The 17020-nt window shown below is 68.2% G+C and carries 15 protein-coding genes; 12 read left to right on the forward strand and 3 right to left on the reverse strand.

Annotated elements, in window-relative coordinates; translation table 11 throughout:
- Window positions 1-223: 223 nt before the first annotated feature.
- The 12 genes from ABNQ39_RS28540 to ABNQ39_RS28595 all read left to right on the forward strand — a co-directional run bounded on the left by ABNQ39_RS28540 (window position 224) and on the right by ABNQ39_RS28595 (window position 14659).
- Window positions 224-1645 (forward strand): FAD-binding oxidoreductase, encoded by a 1422-nt coding sequence (locus ABNQ39_RS28540; RefSeq protein ID WP_376964892.1) that lies wholly within the window; start codon window positions 224-226, stop codon window positions 1643-1645.
- Window positions 1646-1710: 65 nt separating this feature from the next.
- Entirely contained in the window at window positions 1711-2793 is a 1083-nt protein-coding gene (locus tag ABNQ39_RS28545; protein WP_376964894.1) for an ABC transporter substrate-binding protein, read from the forward strand.
- 94 nt (window positions 2794-2887) lie between these two features.
- Window positions 2888-4027 (forward strand): ABC transporter ATP-binding protein, encoded by a 1140-nt coding sequence (locus ABNQ39_RS28550; RefSeq protein ID WP_376964896.1) that lies wholly within the window; start codon window positions 2888-2890, stop codon window positions 4025-4027.
- 1 nt (window position 4028) lies between these two features.
- Entirely contained in the window at window positions 4029-5816 is a 1788-nt protein-coding gene (locus ABNQ39_RS28555) for an ABC transporter permease subunit (protein WP_376964898.1), read from the forward strand.
- A gap of 49 nt (window positions 5817-5865) precedes the next feature.
- Window positions 5866-6798, forward strand: a complete 933-nt coding sequence (locus ABNQ39_RS28560; protein ID WP_376964900.1) for a dihydrodipicolinate synthase family protein — start codon at window positions 5866-5868, stop codon at window positions 6796-6798.
- Between the two features lie 130 nt (window positions 6799-6928).
- Window positions 6929-7843: an IclR family transcriptional regulator gene (locus ABNQ39_RS28565; protein WP_376964902.1), complete on the forward strand. Its 915-nt coding sequence runs from the start codon at window positions 6929-6931 to the stop codon at window positions 7841-7843.
- A gap of 30 nt (window positions 7844-7873) precedes the next feature.
- Window positions 7874-9049: an alpha-hydroxy acid oxidase gene (locus tag ABNQ39_RS28570; protein WP_376964904.1), complete on the forward strand. Its 1176-nt coding sequence runs from the start codon at window positions 7874-7876 to the stop codon at window positions 9047-9049.
- Between the two features lie 56 nt (window positions 9050-9105).
- The gene (locus ABNQ39_RS28575; RefSeq protein WP_376964906.1) at window positions 9106-9447 is read left to right on the forward strand and encodes a hypothetical protein; all 342 of its coding nucleotides are present in this window, start codon (window positions 9106-9108) and stop codon (window positions 9445-9447) included.
- Window positions 9448-9589: 142 nt separating this feature from the next.
- Window positions 9590-10723, forward strand: a complete 1134-nt coding sequence (locus tag ABNQ39_RS28580; RefSeq protein WP_376964908.1) for a bifunctional nicotinamide-nucleotide adenylyltransferase/Nudix hydroxylase — start codon at window positions 9590-9592, stop codon at window positions 10721-10723.
- A 97-nt stretch (window positions 10724-10820) separates the two neighbouring features.
- A complete protein-coding gene (locus tag ABNQ39_RS28585; RefSeq protein ID WP_376964910.1) occupies window positions 10821-12530 on the forward strand; it encodes an NAD+ synthase in 1710 nt (569 codons plus the stop codon).
- A 30-nt stretch (window positions 12531-12560) separates the two neighbouring features.
- Window positions 12561-13877, forward strand: coding sequence for a nicotinate phosphoribosyltransferase (locus ABNQ39_RS28590; protein ID WP_376964912.1), 1317 nt, complete (start codon window positions 12561-12563; stop codon window positions 13875-13877).
- A gap of 17 nt (window positions 13878-13894) precedes the next feature.
- A complete protein-coding gene (locus tag ABNQ39_RS28595) occupies window positions 13895-14659 on the forward strand; it encodes an isochorismatase family protein (protein ID WP_376964914.1) in 765 nt (254 codons plus the stop codon).
- A 12-nt stretch (window positions 14660-14671) separates the two neighbouring features.
- Here the strand turns inward: ABNQ39_RS28595 and ABNQ39_RS28600 are convergent, their stop codons facing one another.
- The 3 genes from ABNQ39_RS28600 to ABNQ39_RS28610 are packed head-to-tail and all read right to left on the reverse strand — an operon-like array spanning window position 14672 to window position 16902.
- Window positions 14672-15880, reverse strand: coding sequence for a glutathionylspermidine synthase family protein (locus ABNQ39_RS28600; RefSeq protein ID WP_376964916.1), 1209 nt, complete (start codon window positions 15878-15880; stop codon window positions 14672-14674).
- 4 nt (window positions 15881-15884) lie between these two features.
- Window positions 15885-16469: a DUF1190 domain-containing protein gene (locus tag ABNQ39_RS28605; RefSeq protein WP_376964918.1), complete on the reverse strand. Its 585-nt coding sequence runs from the start codon at window positions 16467-16469 to the stop codon at window positions 15885-15887.
- A 19-nt stretch (window positions 16470-16488) separates the two neighbouring features.
- The gene (locus tag ABNQ39_RS28610; RefSeq protein WP_109447691.1) at window positions 16489-16902 is read right to left on the reverse strand and encodes a DUF350 domain-containing protein; all 414 of its coding nucleotides are present in this window, start codon (window positions 16900-16902) and stop codon (window positions 16489-16491) included.
- Window positions 16903-17020: the final 118 nt, after the last annotated feature.

Genomic DNA, 17020 nt, shown 5'->3' on the forward strand with positions numbered 1-17020 from the left:
CCACCGCAGGTCGAGCGTGCGCGCCGCCGCATGGGCGGCGTCCCGGTAATGCCAGGGCCGGCCGGCATTCGCTTCCATCCCGGAAATTTCGCCGTCTATCCAAAAATTCGGTCTCTATGGAAAAAGTGGATTGTTGGCTCACCAATCACGCGCTATCATATTCCAGTTGCTGTAATCGAATAGCGATTACATACAAACACTATGCAGATCAAGGAGATCGCGTGTGGACGTGATCGCTGAGCTGTCGGGCCTCATCGGCGCCGACGCCGTTCTGACATCCAAATCCGACCTGGACGCGGCGACGGAAGACTGGCGCGGGCGCTACCGCGGGCCGGCCCTCTGTCTCGTCCGGCCGGCGAATGCCGAACAGGTCGCGGCGGTGGTGCGCTGCTGCGCGCGGCATGGGATTCCGCTGCTGCCGCAGGGCGGCAACACCAGCCTGTGCGGTGGCGCCACCCCATGGGAAAGCGGCCCCGCCCCGGTCATCCTCAATCTGGCGCGGATGCGCGCGGTGCGCGGCATCGACCCGGTCAACAGCACCATGGAGGTCGAGGCCGGCTGCGTGCTCGCCACCGTGCAGGAAGCGGCGGCGGCGGCGGGACGGCTCTATCCGGTCAGCCTGGGCGCCGAGGGGTCCTGCCAGATCGGCGGGACCATCGCGACCAACGCCGGCGGCACCTCGGTCCTGCGCTACGGCAACACGCGCGACAATGTGCTGGGGCTGGAGGTGGTGCTGGCCGACGGCACGATCTGGTCCGGCCTGTATGGCCTGCGCAAGAACAACACCGGCTACGACCTGAAGCACCTGTTCATCGGGTCGGAAGGCACTCTGGGCATCGTCACGGCGGCGACGCTGAAGCTGCATCCGCTGCCGACGCGCCATGCGGTCGCCTGGGTCGGCATGGCCGATCCCGCCGATGCGCTGACCCTGCTGACCCGCGTGCAGCAGCGCTGCGGCGCCCGGCTGTCGGCCTTCGAGATGATCAACCGCCTCCAGCTCGATCTGGTGGTGGAGCAGGTTCCGGGCCGCCGCAGCCCGCTCGAGACTTCGGCCGACTGGCATGTGCTGATCGAGTTGTCGGACAACAGCGACGGCGACGCGCTGGACATGGAACTTCAGCTGATCCTGGAGGATGCCTTCGGCGACGGGCTGCTGACCGACGCGGCGCTTGCCGCCAGCGACGCCCAGCGCCACGCCATGTGGGAGGTGCGCCACAGCGTGTCGGAGGCCAACAAGAAGGCCGGCGTCGGCCTGACCACCGACTGCGCGGTGCCGCTGTCGGCGGTGCCCGCCTTCATCGACGCCGCCAATGCCGCGGTGCAGGCGCTGGTGCCGGATCTGCCGTCGATCGTCGTCGCCCATCTCGGCGACGGCAACGTCCACTTCATCCCCTTCTTCACCTTCGATGCCTGGAACGCGGTTGCCGACCGCGAGGCGCTCGCCGCCGCCATCCGCCATGCGGTGAACGACGAGGCCGCCCGGCTGAACGGCACCTTCAGCGCCGAACACGGCGTCGGCCGCGTCCAGCTCGGCGAGATGGCGCGCTACAAGCCCGCCGCCGAACTGGCGCTGATGCGCGCGGTGAAGCAGGCGCTGGATCCGCAGAATCTGTTCAACCCCGGCCGCCTGCTGCCGCCGGGCTAAGCCCTTATCCGTATCGTTTCCTGCCGTTCCGTCCGCCGTTCCGGCTCACCAAGAGGAGTTCCGACATGAGCATCCGCCAATCCGGCTGGTCCCGCCGCACCCTGCTGAAAGCCGGCGCCGCCGGCACGGCCGCGCTTGCCATGCCGGCGATCTGGAGCCCGGCCCGCGCACAGAACAAGCGGATCGTCGTGCGCGACGACGGCGGCATCTACACCAAGGCCTATGGCGAGGTCTTCTATAAACCCTTCACCGCCGCGACCGGAATCGAAGTGGTCGGCGTCCAGGCCAATGCCGAGCCGACCGCGCAGGTCCGCTCGATGGTGGAAGCCAAGTCCTACACCTGGGACATGGCGAAGATCAGCCAGCCGGCCATCCTGATGCTGACCGGCGGCGACAAGCCGCTGCTGGAGAAGCACGGGCTGGAGGCCGATCCGGCTGTCGCCTCGATCCCCAAGCAGTACATGTCGGAATATGGCGTCGGCACCAACGTCTACACCACCGTGCTGGCCTACCGCACCGAAGCCTTCAAGGGCCGCAAGGCGCCGGCCTCCTGGAAGGATTTCTACGACGTCGCCAACTTCCCCGGCCGCCGCGCCCTGCGCAAGCATCCGTTCGACACCATCGAACAGGCGCTGATGGCCGACGGCGTGCCGACCTCGGAGGTCTATCCCTGCGACCTCGACCGCGCCTTCAAGGCGCTGGACCGCATCAAGAAGGACATCTCGGTGTTCTGGACCAGCGGCGCGCAGGTCGAGCAGATGCTGCTGTCGGGTGAAGTCGACATGGTCCCGACCTGGGTGTCGCGTCCGCAGGCCGCCATCGCTGCCGGCGCGCCGGTCGGCATCGTCTGGGACCAGAACATCTGGGGCCTCGACAGCTGGGCGATCCTGGCCGGCACCCCGAATGCCGATGCCTGCCGCCAGTTCATCAAGTTCGCCTCCGATGCCAAGCGTCAGGCCGAGCTGGTGAAGTATTTCCCGGCCGGCGTCACCCAGCCGGAGGCCTTCAAGCACATCGACGCCAAGATCGCTCCCGATTGCCCGACCTTCCCGGCCAACATCGAGCGCGGCGTGCAGATCAACGCCGACTACTGGCTGAAGAACCAGCAGAAGGGTCTTGAGCGCTACAACGCCTGGCTGCTGAGCTGAGGAACAGCGGGTGGGGGATGCCGGTGCGGTGTCCCCTCCCCGCCCTTCCCGCCCCCATCCCCCTTCGGCCCCACCCCTTCGCGAGGAGGCGCGCATGTCTTCTTCCAGCCTTTCCGTCCAGGGTCTTGCCAAGCGCTATGGCGACTTCGTGGCTCTCGCCCCGACGGACCTCGTCGTCGCCGACGGCGAATTCCTGACGCTGCTCGGCCCGTCGGGCTCCGGCAAGACGACGCTGCTCAGCCTGCTGGCCGGGCTGGTGCCGCCCGACGAGGGAAGCGTGCGCATTGGCTCGCAGGACGTCACCTACGCCCCGCCCTATGAGCGCGACATCGGCGTGGTGTTCCAGAACTACGCCCTGTTCCCGCACATGACCATCGAGGAGAACATCGCCTTCCCGCTGAAGATGCGGAAGGTCGGGGCGGCCGAGGCCAAGCGGCGCGCGCTTGAGGCGCTGGAGATGGTGCATCTGCCGCACATCGCCGGCCGCTACCCGCGCGAGCTGTCGGGCGGCCAGCAGCAGCGCGTCGCGCTCGCCCGCTGCATGGTCTACAAGCCCTCGATCATCCTGATGGACGAGCCGCTGGGCGCGCTCGACAAGAAGCTGCGCGAGCACATGCAGCTGGAGATCAAGCGCCTGCACCGCGAGCTGGGAACGACGGTCGTCTACGTCACCCACGATCAGGAAGAGGCGATGACGATGTCCGACCGCATCTGCCTGATGAATGCCGGGCGGATCGAGCAGCTGGGCACGCCGGCCGACCTCTATTTCCGTCCGCGCTCGCTGTTCGTCGCCGATTTCCTGGGCGAATCCAACATCCTGCCCGCCGCGCTGGGCAACCGCAGCGGCGACGAGGTCGAGATCGGGTTCGGCTCGCAGGGGGTGTCCGGCCGGGCGCTCGCCAACGGCAACGACCTGCCGCCGGGCACCGAGGTGCGCGTGATGGTGCGGCCGCAGAACCTGACGGTCGCCCGCAAGGGCGGCGGCGCTGCGGACGGGCTCCAGGGCCGCGTGTCGGAGGTGATGGTCACCGGCAGCCTGACCAAGGTCTATATGGAGCCGCTGGACGGCAAGCTGCCGCCGCTGGTCGCCGCCTTCCCCACCCGCAACGAGGACGACGCGGTGCGCATCGACGACGTGCTGACGCTGTCCTGGAGCGGCCGGGACGCCGTGGTGATCGCCGACAAGCTGGCCGCCACGATCACCGACGCCGCCCGCGCGGCCGGGACGGCGTGAGATGAGCGGACAGTCCATGACCATGACCCACGCCCCCGGCGCCAAACGCCATTCGCCCCCGCCCGCCTGGCGCAAGCCGGTGCTGATGGGCGCCCCGCTCGTCCTGCTGCTCGTCGCCTTCCTGGTCTTCCCGGTCGGGCAGCTGCTGGCGCTCAGCGTCTATAACGGCCAGGGCTTCACGCTGGCGCCCTATGCCCAGCTGTTCGCCTCCAGCCTCTACATCACCGTCCTGTGGATCACGCTGAAGATCTCGCTGGCGACGACGGTGGTCGCGGTGGTCGCGGCCTATCCGGTCGCCTACCTGATCTCCATCGCCAAGGGGCCGGCGAAGAGCCGGCTGATCTTCTGGGTCCTGCTGTCCTTCTGGACCAGCTTCCTGGTGCGCGCCTTCGCCTGGGTCGTCATCCTCGGCCGCAACGGCGTCGTCAACAGCACGCTGATGTCGCTGGGCATCATCGACACCCCGGCCGACCTGCTCTACGGCTTCGGCGCCGTGCTGATCGGCATGGTGCATGCCATGCTGCCGCTGGCGGTGATGACCATGCTGGCGGTGATGGAGAACATCGACCGCACCCTGCCGCGCGCCGCCGGCACGCTGGGAGCAAAGCCCGGCACCGCCTTCTGGACCGTCTATTTCCCGCTGTCGCTTCCGGGCGTCGCCGCAGCGGCGATCATGGTCTTCGTGTCGGCCATCGGCTTCTTCATCGTGCCCGCCCTGCTGGGCGGCCGGAAGGAGACGATGATCACCCAGCTGATCATCGATCAGGTTCAGCAGACGCTGAACTGGGGTCTGGCCGGTGCCATCTCGGTCCTGCTGCTGACGGTCGTGCTGGTGGTGTTCCTGCTGTACGACCGCGTCTTCGGCTTCGCGTCGCTGACCGGCGAGAGCGCCGTGGTGCGCAACCGCGACACCGCCATGCGGCGGCTGGGCGGGCGCGTGCTGGCCGTGCTGGGCTCCGCCAGCGATGCGCTGATCGGGCTGGTGCCGCGCCGCCATCCGCTCCGCGGCCGGTCCGAGCGCCCGGTGGCGCTGACCGCCTTCGTCTGGCTGCTGCTGGTGCTGATCAGCCTGCCCGCCTTCCTGATGATCCCGCTGTCCTTCGGCAAGGGCGGTCTCGCCTGGCCGCCGTCGGGCTTCACGCTGCAATGGTACCAGCAGCTGCTGGACTCGCCGATCTGGATGCAGGCGCTGTGGCGCTCCATCGTGGTGGCGTTCGGCACCGGCCTGCTGTCGATGGCCATCGGCGTTCCCGCCGCCTTCCTGATGGTGCGCAGCCAGATGCGGGGCAAGGGCGCCATGCTGGCCTTCATCCTGTCGCCCATCGTCGTGCCGCGCATGATCATCGCCGTCGGCATGTTCTATGTCTTCGCCCAGATGGGTCTGGTCGGCACCATCCTGGGTCTGGTCATCGGCCACACCGTGGTCGCCGTGCCCTATGTGGTCATGACGATGATGGCGGTGCTGCGCAACTACGACACCCGGCTCGACCTCGCGGCGCAGAGCCTGGGCGCCCGGCCGGTGGCGGCGCTGCGGCACGTCACCTTCCCGATCCTGGGGGCCGGCATGCTGTCGTCCTTCCTGTTTGCCTTCGCCACCTCCTTCGACGAGCTGACCATCTCCCTGTTCTCCTCGGGCGGGCTGAGCGCCACGCTGCCCAAGCAGTTCTGGGACGAGGTGACGCTGCAGGTCTCCCCCGTCATCGCGGCGGTGTCGACCGGGCTGCTGCTGTTCGTCGCCACCCTGATCTATGTCGCGGACCGTCTGCGCCGCCGCAGCCTCGCCGGCTGAGGCCGGATCCCCAACCGCCTTCACCACCAGCTTCTTCCAAGGATTAGACATGCTGAACGCCACGAAGATTCGCGGCATCCTGCCCGCCACCCCGACGCCGGTCACTGCCGACGGCACCATCGACGTCGCGGCCTCCAAGGCGCTGTTCTCCTGGCTGTTCCGCCAGGGGATCGACGGGCTGGTCCCGCTCGGCGGCACCGGCGAGTATGGCGCCCTGGCGAAGGACCAGCGCATCCGCTTCGCCGAGCTGTCGGTCGAGGCGATGGCGGAAGCCGGTGAGAAGCGCGGGCCGGTGATCGCCGGGGTGCTCGACACAGGCTATTACGACGCGCTGTCGGCGGGCCGCGATTTCGCCTCCGCCGGTGTGGACGGTCTGCTGGTGCTGACCCCCTACTACACCAACCCGACGCAGGCCGGCATCCGCGACTATTTCCTGCGCTACGCCGACGAATCGCCGGTGCCGATCCTGATCTACGAGATCCCCTACCGCACCCGCATCGCCATCGATCCGGAGGTGCTGCACGAGCTGTCGCGGCACGAGCGGATCGTCGGCATGAAGGCCTGCAACACCGACATGTACCATTTCCTGCGCACGGTGGCGGGGGTGGACTCCTCCTTCGCGGTGCTGAGCGGCGAGGACACGCTGTTCCCGCTGCATGTCGCGGCCGGGGCCCGCGGCGGCATCGTGGTGACGGCCAACCTGCTGCCGCGGGCGTGGCGCCTGATCCACGACCTCGCCTCCACCGGCAAGCTGGACAAGGCGCTGGAAATCCACCGCACGCTGATCCCGATGATGAACCTCGCCTTCGCCGAGACCAACCCCGGCCCGATGAAGGCGGTGATGGATCTGATCGGCGTGCATGCTCCCACAATGCTGGCGCCGTTGCGCGAGCCGGGCGAGCCGCTGAAGCAGTCGCTGCGGCGCGAGCTGTCCCGCCTGCTGGTCACTTACGAGGGAATGCCGGCCGCCCAGCCGGTATGACGGGTTGCACCGCGCGGCGCGTGGCATTCGGTTCGCCGGATGCTATGCGTTAGCGTGGACATGCCGGACCCTGGCATGACTGCGTATAAGCAGGGTCCGGCGGGATGGAGACTGCCTTGGGGAATTGCCGATGACGCGGACAGCAGGACGGAAGCCGAAGGCGGAACAGGCCGTGACGGAGCCGGGCGGCGCTGCGGCTGACATGACGGCGGCTGAAATGACTGTGACCGGAATGACTGCGGAGCCCGAGGCCAAGAAGCCCGATCCGCGCGAGTCCTCGCTGTTCGTCGGCTCGACCGAGAAGACCTTCCAGATCCTCCACGCCTTCGACGGGCCGCACCGGCAAATGCCGCTGTCGGAGATCGCCAGGGCCGCCAACCTGGACCGCAGCGCCGCGCAGCGGCTGGTCTACACGCTGGAGGTTCTGGGATATCTGCGCCGCGTCCACGGCACGCGCAACTATGCGCTGACGCCGAAGCTGCTGCAATTCTCCTACAACTACCTGCGCGCCAACGAGCTGATCGAGAAGGCCTTCCCCTATCTTCTCGACATCAGCCGCAGCGTCGGTGAGACCACCAACCTGCAGGAGCTGGACGGCGCCGAGATCGTCTTCGTCGCCCGTTTCCCCGGCAAGCATCTGGTCAACATCGAATTCATGGTCGGCAGCCGGCTGCCCGCCTATTACACGGCGTCCGGCACCGCCATCCTGTCGCGCCTGTCGGAGGAGGAGCGGGAGGACATCCTCGCCCGCACCGACCTGCGTCCGTTGACCCCCTACACCGTCTGCGATCCCGACCGGCTGCGGGCCCGCGTGCGCGAAGCCGGGGAGAAGGGCTATGCCCTGCTGATCAACGAGACGGTGATGGGCGACATCTCGGTCGGCGCCGCCATCACCGACGAGCATGGCCGCGCCGTGGCCGGCCTCAGCATCTCGGTTCCGGCCACGCGCTGGACACCGGAACAGGTCGAGCAGGAGCTTGCCCGCCATGTCCAGGTGGCCGCGGCCTCGATTTCCGTCCACAAATTCGGCAGCTATTCCCGATAGCGGCCCCACCCCGCGGGAGGCGGTGATCCAATGGCGGCCCATCAGGCATGCCTGAACATCGACGAGTTGCGGCTGCGCGCCCGCCGTTTCCTGCCGCGCGGCCTGTTCGAGTACATCGACCGCGGCACCGAGGACGAGACCTCCCTGCGCCGGCTGCGCGACAGTTTCGCCCAGGCCGAACTGACGCCGCGGGTGCTGGTCGATTGCAGCGGACGCCACACCGGCGTGACGCTGTTCGGCCGCGACCGCCCGATGCCCTTCGTCATCGCGCCGACCGCCGCCGCCGGTCTGGTCCGCTATGACGGCGAGGTGCTGCTGGCCCGCGCCGCCCGCGCCGCCGGCATCCCCTTCAGCGTCTCGACCCAATCGATCACCAGCATCGAGGCCATCGCGGAGTCCGGGGCCGAGCTGTGGTTCCAGCTCTATGTCTGGCGCGACCGCAGCCTGACCCACGGCCTGCTCGACCGCGTCGCCGCCTGCGGGGTGGACACGCTGATCCTGACGGTGGACACCGCGGTATCGCCCAAGCGCGAGTATAACCGACACAACGGATTCAGCGTTCCGGTCACGCCGTCCCTGCGCGGCGCCCTGGACGTGGCGCGCCACCCGGCTTGGGCGGTCGGGGTGCTGCTCCGCCTGCTGGCCAACGGCGGCTGGCCGGGATACGCCCATTATCCCGCGCAGTTCCGCACCCGCATCACCGACGCCGCGGCACACGACCCGATCCGTCTGTGCGACCGGGTCAACTGGGACGACGTGGCGGAGCTGCGCCGCCGCTGGCGGGGGCGCATCATCCTCAAGGGCCTGCTGGCGCCGGAGGACGCGCTGCGCGCGGCGGCGGCCGGGGTCGACGCCATCGTGGTGTCCAACCATGGCGGGCGCAACCTCGATTGCGCGCCGTCGCCGCTCACCGTTCTGCCGCGGGTCGTGGATGCGGTCGGCGACCGTCTGACGGTGCTGGCCGACAGCGGGGTGCGGCGCGGCAGCGACGCGGCGAAACTGCTGGCCGCCGGGGCCGCCGCGGTTCTGCTCGGCCGGGCGCCGCTGTTCGGTCTTGCGGCCGGCGGACAGGCGGGGGCCGAGCACGCGCTGGCGATCCTGCGGGATGAACTCGACCTGACCATGGCCCTGCTCGGCTGCCGGACCGTGGCCGATCTTGCCCTGCTGCGAAACCAGCCAGCCAGCCGGGTTGCCGAACCGGTGTGAGCGCGGTCCGTTTCGACGCCTGTGCTGTTCATGCAGCAGACACGTCGGAGGTTCCGTTGTCCACCAAGCCCAGCCCGCTCACCACCCCCGATGGCCGCTACATCGTCGTGCGCGGACGTCTGTGGCGCACGGCCAACCCTGCCTTGTCCAGCGAGGCCCGCGCCGGCCTGGTCGCCGATCTGATGCGGGCGCGCCGGGCCGTGGCGACCGCGAGACGAGCCGGCGACGACAGTGCGGAAGCGGCGGCGCATGCCGCTGTCGATCAGGCGAAGCGCGCGCTCGGCGAGCGCGGACCCGTCTGGTGGTCCGACGGTGCGCCGGACCTGAACCGGCACATGATCCACACGACATCCTATGCCGACTGGTTCCGCGAGGTGGGCGGCACCGGCGAGCGATAGGCTGCGGCCAGCCATGCGGCTCGGCCAACGGTATTGCTCCGAAAGAGCATATCTTGGGACCTTGAGAAATGCCGGCCGAGCCCGTATCGTTTGTGTGCCGCAGATAGACTGCGGCGCTCTTTCAGCAAGGAGCTTGCTGAGCATGACCACCGTCTCTCCTACCGGACGCGAGTCCGGAGCCCTGTCTTTGCCGCAGAAGACCGCGGCCCCCGGCGCACAGAGCGCCTCAGGCTTCGATTTCCTGGTCTTCGTCGGCCGCTTCCGCCCCTTCCATCTCGGCCATCTCACCGTCATGAAGCGGGCCCTGTCGCTGGGTCGGCATCTGATCGTGCTGGTCGGATCGTCGCGTCAGGCGCGCAGCCACCGCAATCCCTTCCGCTTCGAAGAGGTGCGCTCCTGCATCGAGGGCGCCTTCACGCCGGAAGAGTGCGGGCGCATCACGGTGCTTCCCCTCATCGACCGCTACAACGACCTGGAATGGATCCGCGATGTCCAGGCCGCGGTGCATGGCATCGTCGTGCAGCATCACCGGCCTGCCGACGGCTCGCCCCCTAAAGTCGGGTTGATCGGCCACTCGAAGGACCACAGCAGCTATTATCTGCGCATGTTCCCGCAATGGGGCGCCGTGGAGTGCGCGAATTTCCACGGCATTTCGGCGACGCCGATCCGCGATGCCTATTTCGCCGATGCCGCGGCGGCGCTGGAGGAGTGGAAAGAGGCCCTGCCCGCCACTGTCGCCGCCTTCCTGGCGGAGTTCGCGCACACCGACGAGTACAAGCGGCTGGCCGAGGAAAGCGCCTACATCGCCAAATACAAGGCGGGCTGGGCCAACGCACCCTATCCTCCCACTTTCCTGACCGCCGATGCGGTGGTGGTGCTGTCCGGCCATGTCCTGCTGGTCGAACGCCGCGGCCTGCCGGGGCGCGGCCTGCTGGCGCTGCCCGGCGGCTTCGTCGGCCAGCATGAGCGGATCAAGGACGCCATGATCCGGGAGTTGCGGGAGGAGACGAAGCTCAAGATTCCGGCGGGCTTCCTGGAGGGCGGCATCCGCGCCAGCCAGATCTTCGATCACCCCTACCGCTCGACGCGCGGGCGCACGGTGACGCAGGCCTTCCTCATCCAGCTCAAGCCCACCGACGAAGGCTTTCCCAAGGTGCGCGGCGGCGACGACGCCAGATCGGCCCGCTGGATGCCGATTGCGGACATCGATCCCGAACGGATGTTCGAGGATCACTACCACATCATCCAGACCCTGATCGCGATGTCCAGCGGCTGAGCGCGGCCGACATCCGCACACATGGTCGGGGTCGCATCACACCATGACGATCAAGCCCGCCGGACAGACCGGCGGCATTCGGCAAAGGAGCTTTGCCATGTCCAACAACACCTCCAGCCTGCGCATCGTCTGCGTCCAGGCCAACCCCACGGTCGGCGCGCTCCAGGGCAATTTCGACATCGTCCGCCGCCTTCGCGCGCAGTATCGCGGCAAGGCCGACCTGCTGGTGTTCAGCGAGTGCTTCGGCAGCGGCTATCCGCTTCAGGATCTGGTGCTGCGTCCGGGCTTCCGGCGCGATTTCCGCGCGGCGCTCGACGTGCTGGCCGGTGAGATGCGGGGCGATGGCGGACCGGCGGTGCTGGTCGGCGGTCCGCTCGACGGCGCCGCCCTGCCCTACAACGCCGCCTTTCTCATCGAGACCGACGGGTCGATGAAGATCGTGCTCAAGCATACGCTGCCGAACGACGAGGTTTATGACGAGAAGCGGGTCTTCGCCCCCGGCCCGCTGCCGTCGCCCGTCGATTTCCGTGGCTTCCGCCTGGGCATCGCCATCTGCGAGGATTTCTGGCACGGCAAGGTTGCCCAGGCGCTGGCGGCCGAAGGGGCCGAGGTTCTGATCGTGCCGAACGGCTCGCATTTCAGGACCGGGAAGCAGGCGGTCCGCCTCGCCATCGGCCGGCGCACGGTCAAGGCCACCGGCCTGCCGGTCCTCTACGTCAATCAGGTCGGCGGACAGGACAGCCTGGTGTTCGACGGCGGAAGCTATGTGATGGACCGGGCCGGGCTGGTGATCGCCCAGGCCGGCTTCCGCGAGTGCGAGTTCGACATCACGCTGGAGCGCGGCGAGGACGGCGGCGTCGACCTGCGGCGCGGCGACGTGCTCGGCATGCTGCCGAACGGCTATCCCGACGAAACCGAGGCGATGTATCGGGCGCTGGTGCTGGGCCTGCGCGACTATGTGAACAAGAACGGCTTTCCCGGCGTGGTGCTCGGCATGTCGGGCGGCATCGACAGCGCCCTGTCGGCCGCGGTCGCGGTGGACGCGCTGGGGGCCGGGCGCGTGCTGCCGGTGCGCATGCCGTCGCCCTACACCTCGGCGGAAAGCATGGAGGATGCCGAACGGGCCGCTTCCCTGCTCGGCACCCGCCTGCTGACCGTGCCGATTGCGCCGGCCTTGGCCGCCTTCGACGGCATGCTCGCCCCGGTCTTCGAGGGCCAGCCGGTGCCGGCGGCGGACACCACCTTTGAGAATGTCCAGGCGCGGGCGCGCGGCATGACGCTGATGGCGCTGTCCAACCGGCTTGGGCTGATGGTGCTGAGCACCGGCAACAAGAGCGAGATGAGCGTGGGCTATGCGACCCTCTACGGCGACATGTGCGGCGGCTATTCGGTGCTGAAGGACGTCTACAAGACGGTCGTTTTCCGGCTGGCGCGCTGGCGCAACACGCACCGCCCCGAAGGGCTGCTCGGCCCGCAGGGTGCCGTGATGCCGGATCGTATCATCGCCAAGCCGCCGAGCGCCGAACTGCGCGAGGGGCAGACCGACGAGCAGGCGCTTGGCGCCTACGAGCATCTCGACGCGGTGCTCGCCACCATGGTCGAGGGGTTGAATGGGGCGGACCGTGCCGCCGAACTGGCGGGCGCCGCCGTCGGCCAGCCGATCTCCACCGCCTATGCCGAGCGCATCGCCCGCATGACGGCGCGGGCGCAATACAAGCGCGACCAGAGCCCTCCGGGCGTCGTCGTCACCGAACGGACCTACGGGCCGGGCTGGCGTCTGCCGGTCACCAACCATTACGGGCTGTGACCCGGTCAGCGAGAACAGGAGGTTTCAGCCATGCTCGTCAATTTCAGTGGCCGCGCCCACAACCACAATTTCGCCACCGACTTCATCGTCCGGTCGCTGCTCGACACCGACTGGTACAAGCTGGCGATGCTGCAATTCATCTGGCGGCATTTCCGCGACGTGAAGGTCCGCTTCAGCCTGATCAACCGCACCCGCTCGGTGAAGCTGGCCCGGATCATCGACGAGGCCGAACTGCGCCGCCAGCTCGACAATGTCCGCTCGCTGCGCCTGAAGCGCTCCGAAGCGGTCTGGCTGCAGGGCAACACCTTCTACGGCCAGCGCGGGATCTTCCGGCCGGAATTCGTCGCCTGGCTCGCCGAGGATTTCGCCCTGCCCGACTACCGGCTGTCGGAGGAGGACGGCCAGTGGCGCCTGGATTTCGAAGGGTCGTGGGCGATGACGACGATGTGGGAGATCTACGCCCTCAGCGTCATCAACGAGCTGAAGACGCGCGCCGCCCTCGCCAGCATGACCGAGACCGAACTCGACATCCTCTATGCCCGCGCCAAGGTCCGCCTGTGGGACAAGATCGAGCGGCTGCGGCCGCTGGAGGATCTCAGCCTGTCGGATTTCGGCACGCGGCGGCGGCACAGCTTCCTTTGGCAGGAATATGTGGTGGAGACGATGGCGGCCGAACTCGGCCCGCGCTTCATCGGCACCTCCAACACCCACCTCGCCATGAAGCACGATCTGGAGGCCATCGGCACCAACGCGCACGAGCTGCCGACGACGGTCGCGGCGCTGGCGCGGACCGACGGCGATCTGCGGGTGGCGCAGTACGATGTGCTGCGGCTGTGGCAGGAGACCTATGGCGGCTCGATGCTGGTGTTCCTGCCCGACACTTTCGGCTCGACCCAGTTCCTGCGGGACGCGCCGGACTGGGTGGCGGACTGGACCGGCATGCGGGTGGACAGCAAGGAGCCGGTGACCGCGGGCGAGGAATATATCGCGTGGCTGGAACGGCACGGCCGCGATCCCCGCGAGAAGCGCGTCCTGTTCAGCGACGGGCTGGACGTCGAGGACATCGTGACGCTTCACCGGACCTTCGGCGGCCGCATCCGCGACGGCTATGGCTGGGGCACGCTGCTGACCTCGGATTTCCGGAACTGCCACCCGCGCAACGGCCAGGGGCTCGACCCGCTGAGCCTCGTGTGCAAGGTGACCGCCGTCGAGGTCGATGGCGCCTGGAAGGGGGCGGTCAAGCTCAGCGACAATTACGAGAAGGCCACCGGGCCGGCCTCCGAAGTCGCCCGCTATCGCGCCATCTTCGGCACCGAGGGCGTCGCCAACGTCCCGGTGCTGGTCTGAACCGGAGGAGAGGAACCATGACCGAGACCATCATCAGCACCGCCATTGGCCCCGCCGCGGCGCTGGAGTCCGTCGCCGCCGCCCTGCCGGTGCGCAGCAGCAGCGTTTCGCTGGCCGGCAAGCGGGTTGGGAAACTCGACGTCGATCCGGTGAACGGGTTCGCCGCCATCGGCGGCGGCAATCTGGCGCCGCCGGTCGCCAACGCCCAGGTCACCCGCATGGTCGCCGAGATCGACCGCACCAACCGGCTGTTCCTCTCGGCCGGCTATCCCGTCGCGGTCTTCCTCGACACCCATGAGCCGGGCAAGCCCGAATACCCCTACCCGCCGCATTGCGAGGCCGGCACAGGCGAGGAAAATCTGGTCGAGGAACTGTCCTGGCTGGAGGGCGCCCCCGGCGTCACGCTGATGCGCAAGGACTGCATCAACGGCGTGGTCGGGACGACCGACCTGACGACGGGGCAAAACCGGCTGTTCGACTGGATCGCCGCCAACGGCATCGAGACGCTGGTGGTGGACGGCATCTGCACCGACATCTGCGTGCTTCAGGCCGTGCAGGCCCTGCTGTCGGCGCGCAACCACGGCATGACCGGGCCGCTGCGCGAGATCGTCGTGTATGAGCCGGGCTGCTCCACCTATGACCTGCCGCTCGACACCGCCCGCGGCCTCGGCCTGCCCGTCACCGCCGCCCACCCGCAAATGGTTGCCCACCACATCGGGCTGTACCTGATGCAGGCGAGCGGCGCCATCATTGCCGACGAGCTTGTCTTCGGCGGCGCGTGACTCCAGGCGCCGTCAAGGCGGCGCGATCATGTGCGGGACGAAGCGGCTGGTGTTGCCGGTGATCAGCGCGCGGTCCTCGCGGATTCCCAGACCGCAGGGCTTGTCGCCGGCCATCCAGACGCCGAAGACGGCATGGTTGCCGTCGGCCTCCGCCAGCGGCGTGAAGGACTGATACACCCAACCCTCGTCGACATAGGGCCCTTCGGTCTGGGCGATGGGCTGACCGGCGGGGAAACCCGCGGCGTCGAGGGTGGCGATGCTGACATTGCTGCCCTCGCGGCCGAGCAGCGGCTTCGCCACCACCGTACTGCCTGCCGGAAAGCCGGTGCGGTCGAGCGAGGTCTGCAACAGGTTGGGGTGGCCGGGGTTCAGCTCCCACAGCAGGGCGAACAGCCCCTTCGACGCCATCACCATCTTCCAGGCCGGCTCGATCATCCGGATCCGCGCTTGCGCCGCGGCGGTCACCAGTTCGCGGCCGGTCTCCTCCCGGATCATCCAATCCCAGGGATACAGCTTCATCAGATGCCGGATCGGCAGGCCGGCATCGTCCAGGAAGCAGCCGGAAGCGTCGTCGTAGCGGATCGCCTGGATCGGCATCGCCTTGGTGGTCATGCCGGCGCGCAGGGCCAGGGTCTGGAGATAGGCGATGGTCGCCTCGTCCTCCGGATGCGGCATCAGGCAGGCGAAATGCACCGCTTCGGCCTGCGATCCCAGCGCGGGAAACACCTGCTTCCGCGCCTGCCAGCGCTCGACTAGGGCTTCCTCCAGACTGTTGAACTGGTCTGCGTCCGGATGGACGTCCTGAAGCCAGCACCATTGTGCGACGGCGGTCTCATAGAGCGAGGTCGGCGTTTCCGCATTCAGCTCCAGCGCCTTCGGCGGCCCGCCCTTGCCGTCCCAGGCGAAGTCGAAACGGGCGTAAAGCGGCATGTCCCGCCCTTCGCGCTCTTTCCAGCTCGCCTCGATGGCGGGAGCCGCCCAGCGGGGAAGCCCGACCGCCTCGTACAGGCCGCGGGCTACCACATGGCCGACCGCCGCCTCGCACAGCCGGTAGACCTCCTCGGCGGCCTCTTCCAACGTCTCGATTTCGGCGAGGGAGAAGCGCCAGTAGGCGCTTTCGTCCCAATAGGCCGTGCCGTCGGCGTCGGTGTGGAAGGGAAAGCCGATCTCATCGAGCTTCGCCTGCCACTGCGGGCGGGGGGCGGTCGGTACACGATCCATGATCTCAGCTCCCCGAGAAGCCGCGCGACGACCCGGTCGAGCCGAAGCCGGCGCTGCGCCCGCTCGTGGTGACCGTGAAGGATTTGCCCGAATTGGCCGAGCCCGGCCGGTAGTAGGACCCGGAACTGGAGGCCACGCCCCCGCTGCCCTGGCGAATCTCGTCCCGGCGCTGCGGCGGCAACGGCGTCTCGGCGATCCGGGTGTTGCCGCTGCGGGCATAGCCCTGGCGGTCGAAATAGACCGGCTGGGCGTAGCCGCCGGTCAGGCTGCGGCCGATCATGAAGCCGACCAGCGCCGGAACGAAGACGCTTCCCGTGCTGCTTCCGACGCCTTCATTGGCCGGTGTGCAGGCGCCGTCGCCCATCTCCGCCTCGCAGGCCTCCCGGCTGGAAAAACGGGGGGCGCCGGCCAGATGCTCCTGGCTGGCGGCGGCAAAGGCCTCGGCGCAGTCGCTTGCCGGCTTCTCGGCGGTGCAGGCTTCGACGGAGGGATAGACGGTCGCCTCTTCTGGGCCGTCCTCACCGCAGGCGAACAGGAGCGGGCTGATGCCGCCCAGCAACAGGGCCGCGACGGTGCGCGAGCGCTTCATCGGAAAGCCTTTCCTCGGATCAATAGGTCAGCGAGCCGTAGTTCAGCAGCCCGACCGCAATCGACAGGCTGGCGAGCAGGATGCCGTAGGCGGTGCGGTCGGCTTCGACACCGGCGCGGAAATCCGGCAGCAGAACGCGCGAACCGATGACGTACACCAACAGCTGCGACACCAGCGCGATCACGCCCCACACCGCCAGATCGACGATGTTTGTGGTGTGGGAGGCGACGCTCATCAACGGCAGGGCGAAGCCGATCATGGCACCGCCCAGGGTCAGGGCCGCGGTCGTGTTCCCCTGCCGGACCAGCGCCAGATCGCGATACGGGGTGACGGCGGTGTAGGCCAGGATGAACAGCAGCAGGAACCCCAGCATCACGACGGCGAACAGCAAATATGACGGAAGGGTTGTCAGAGACTGGAGAACCGGCGTCATATCTTCATCCAACGTTGCATCGCTACCCCCTAGCGTTGCATCGTTCGTGGGCATTCGACAAGGACGGATCGGGATGGCGGGAGGCGAACTGCGGCGGCTCATAGGTGGTATATCCATC

Source organism: Azospirillum sp. A26 (assembly GCF_042604635.1).
Classification (GTDB): domain Bacteria; phylum Pseudomonadota; class Alphaproteobacteria; order Azospirillales; family Azospirillaceae; genus Azospirillum; species Azospirillum palustre.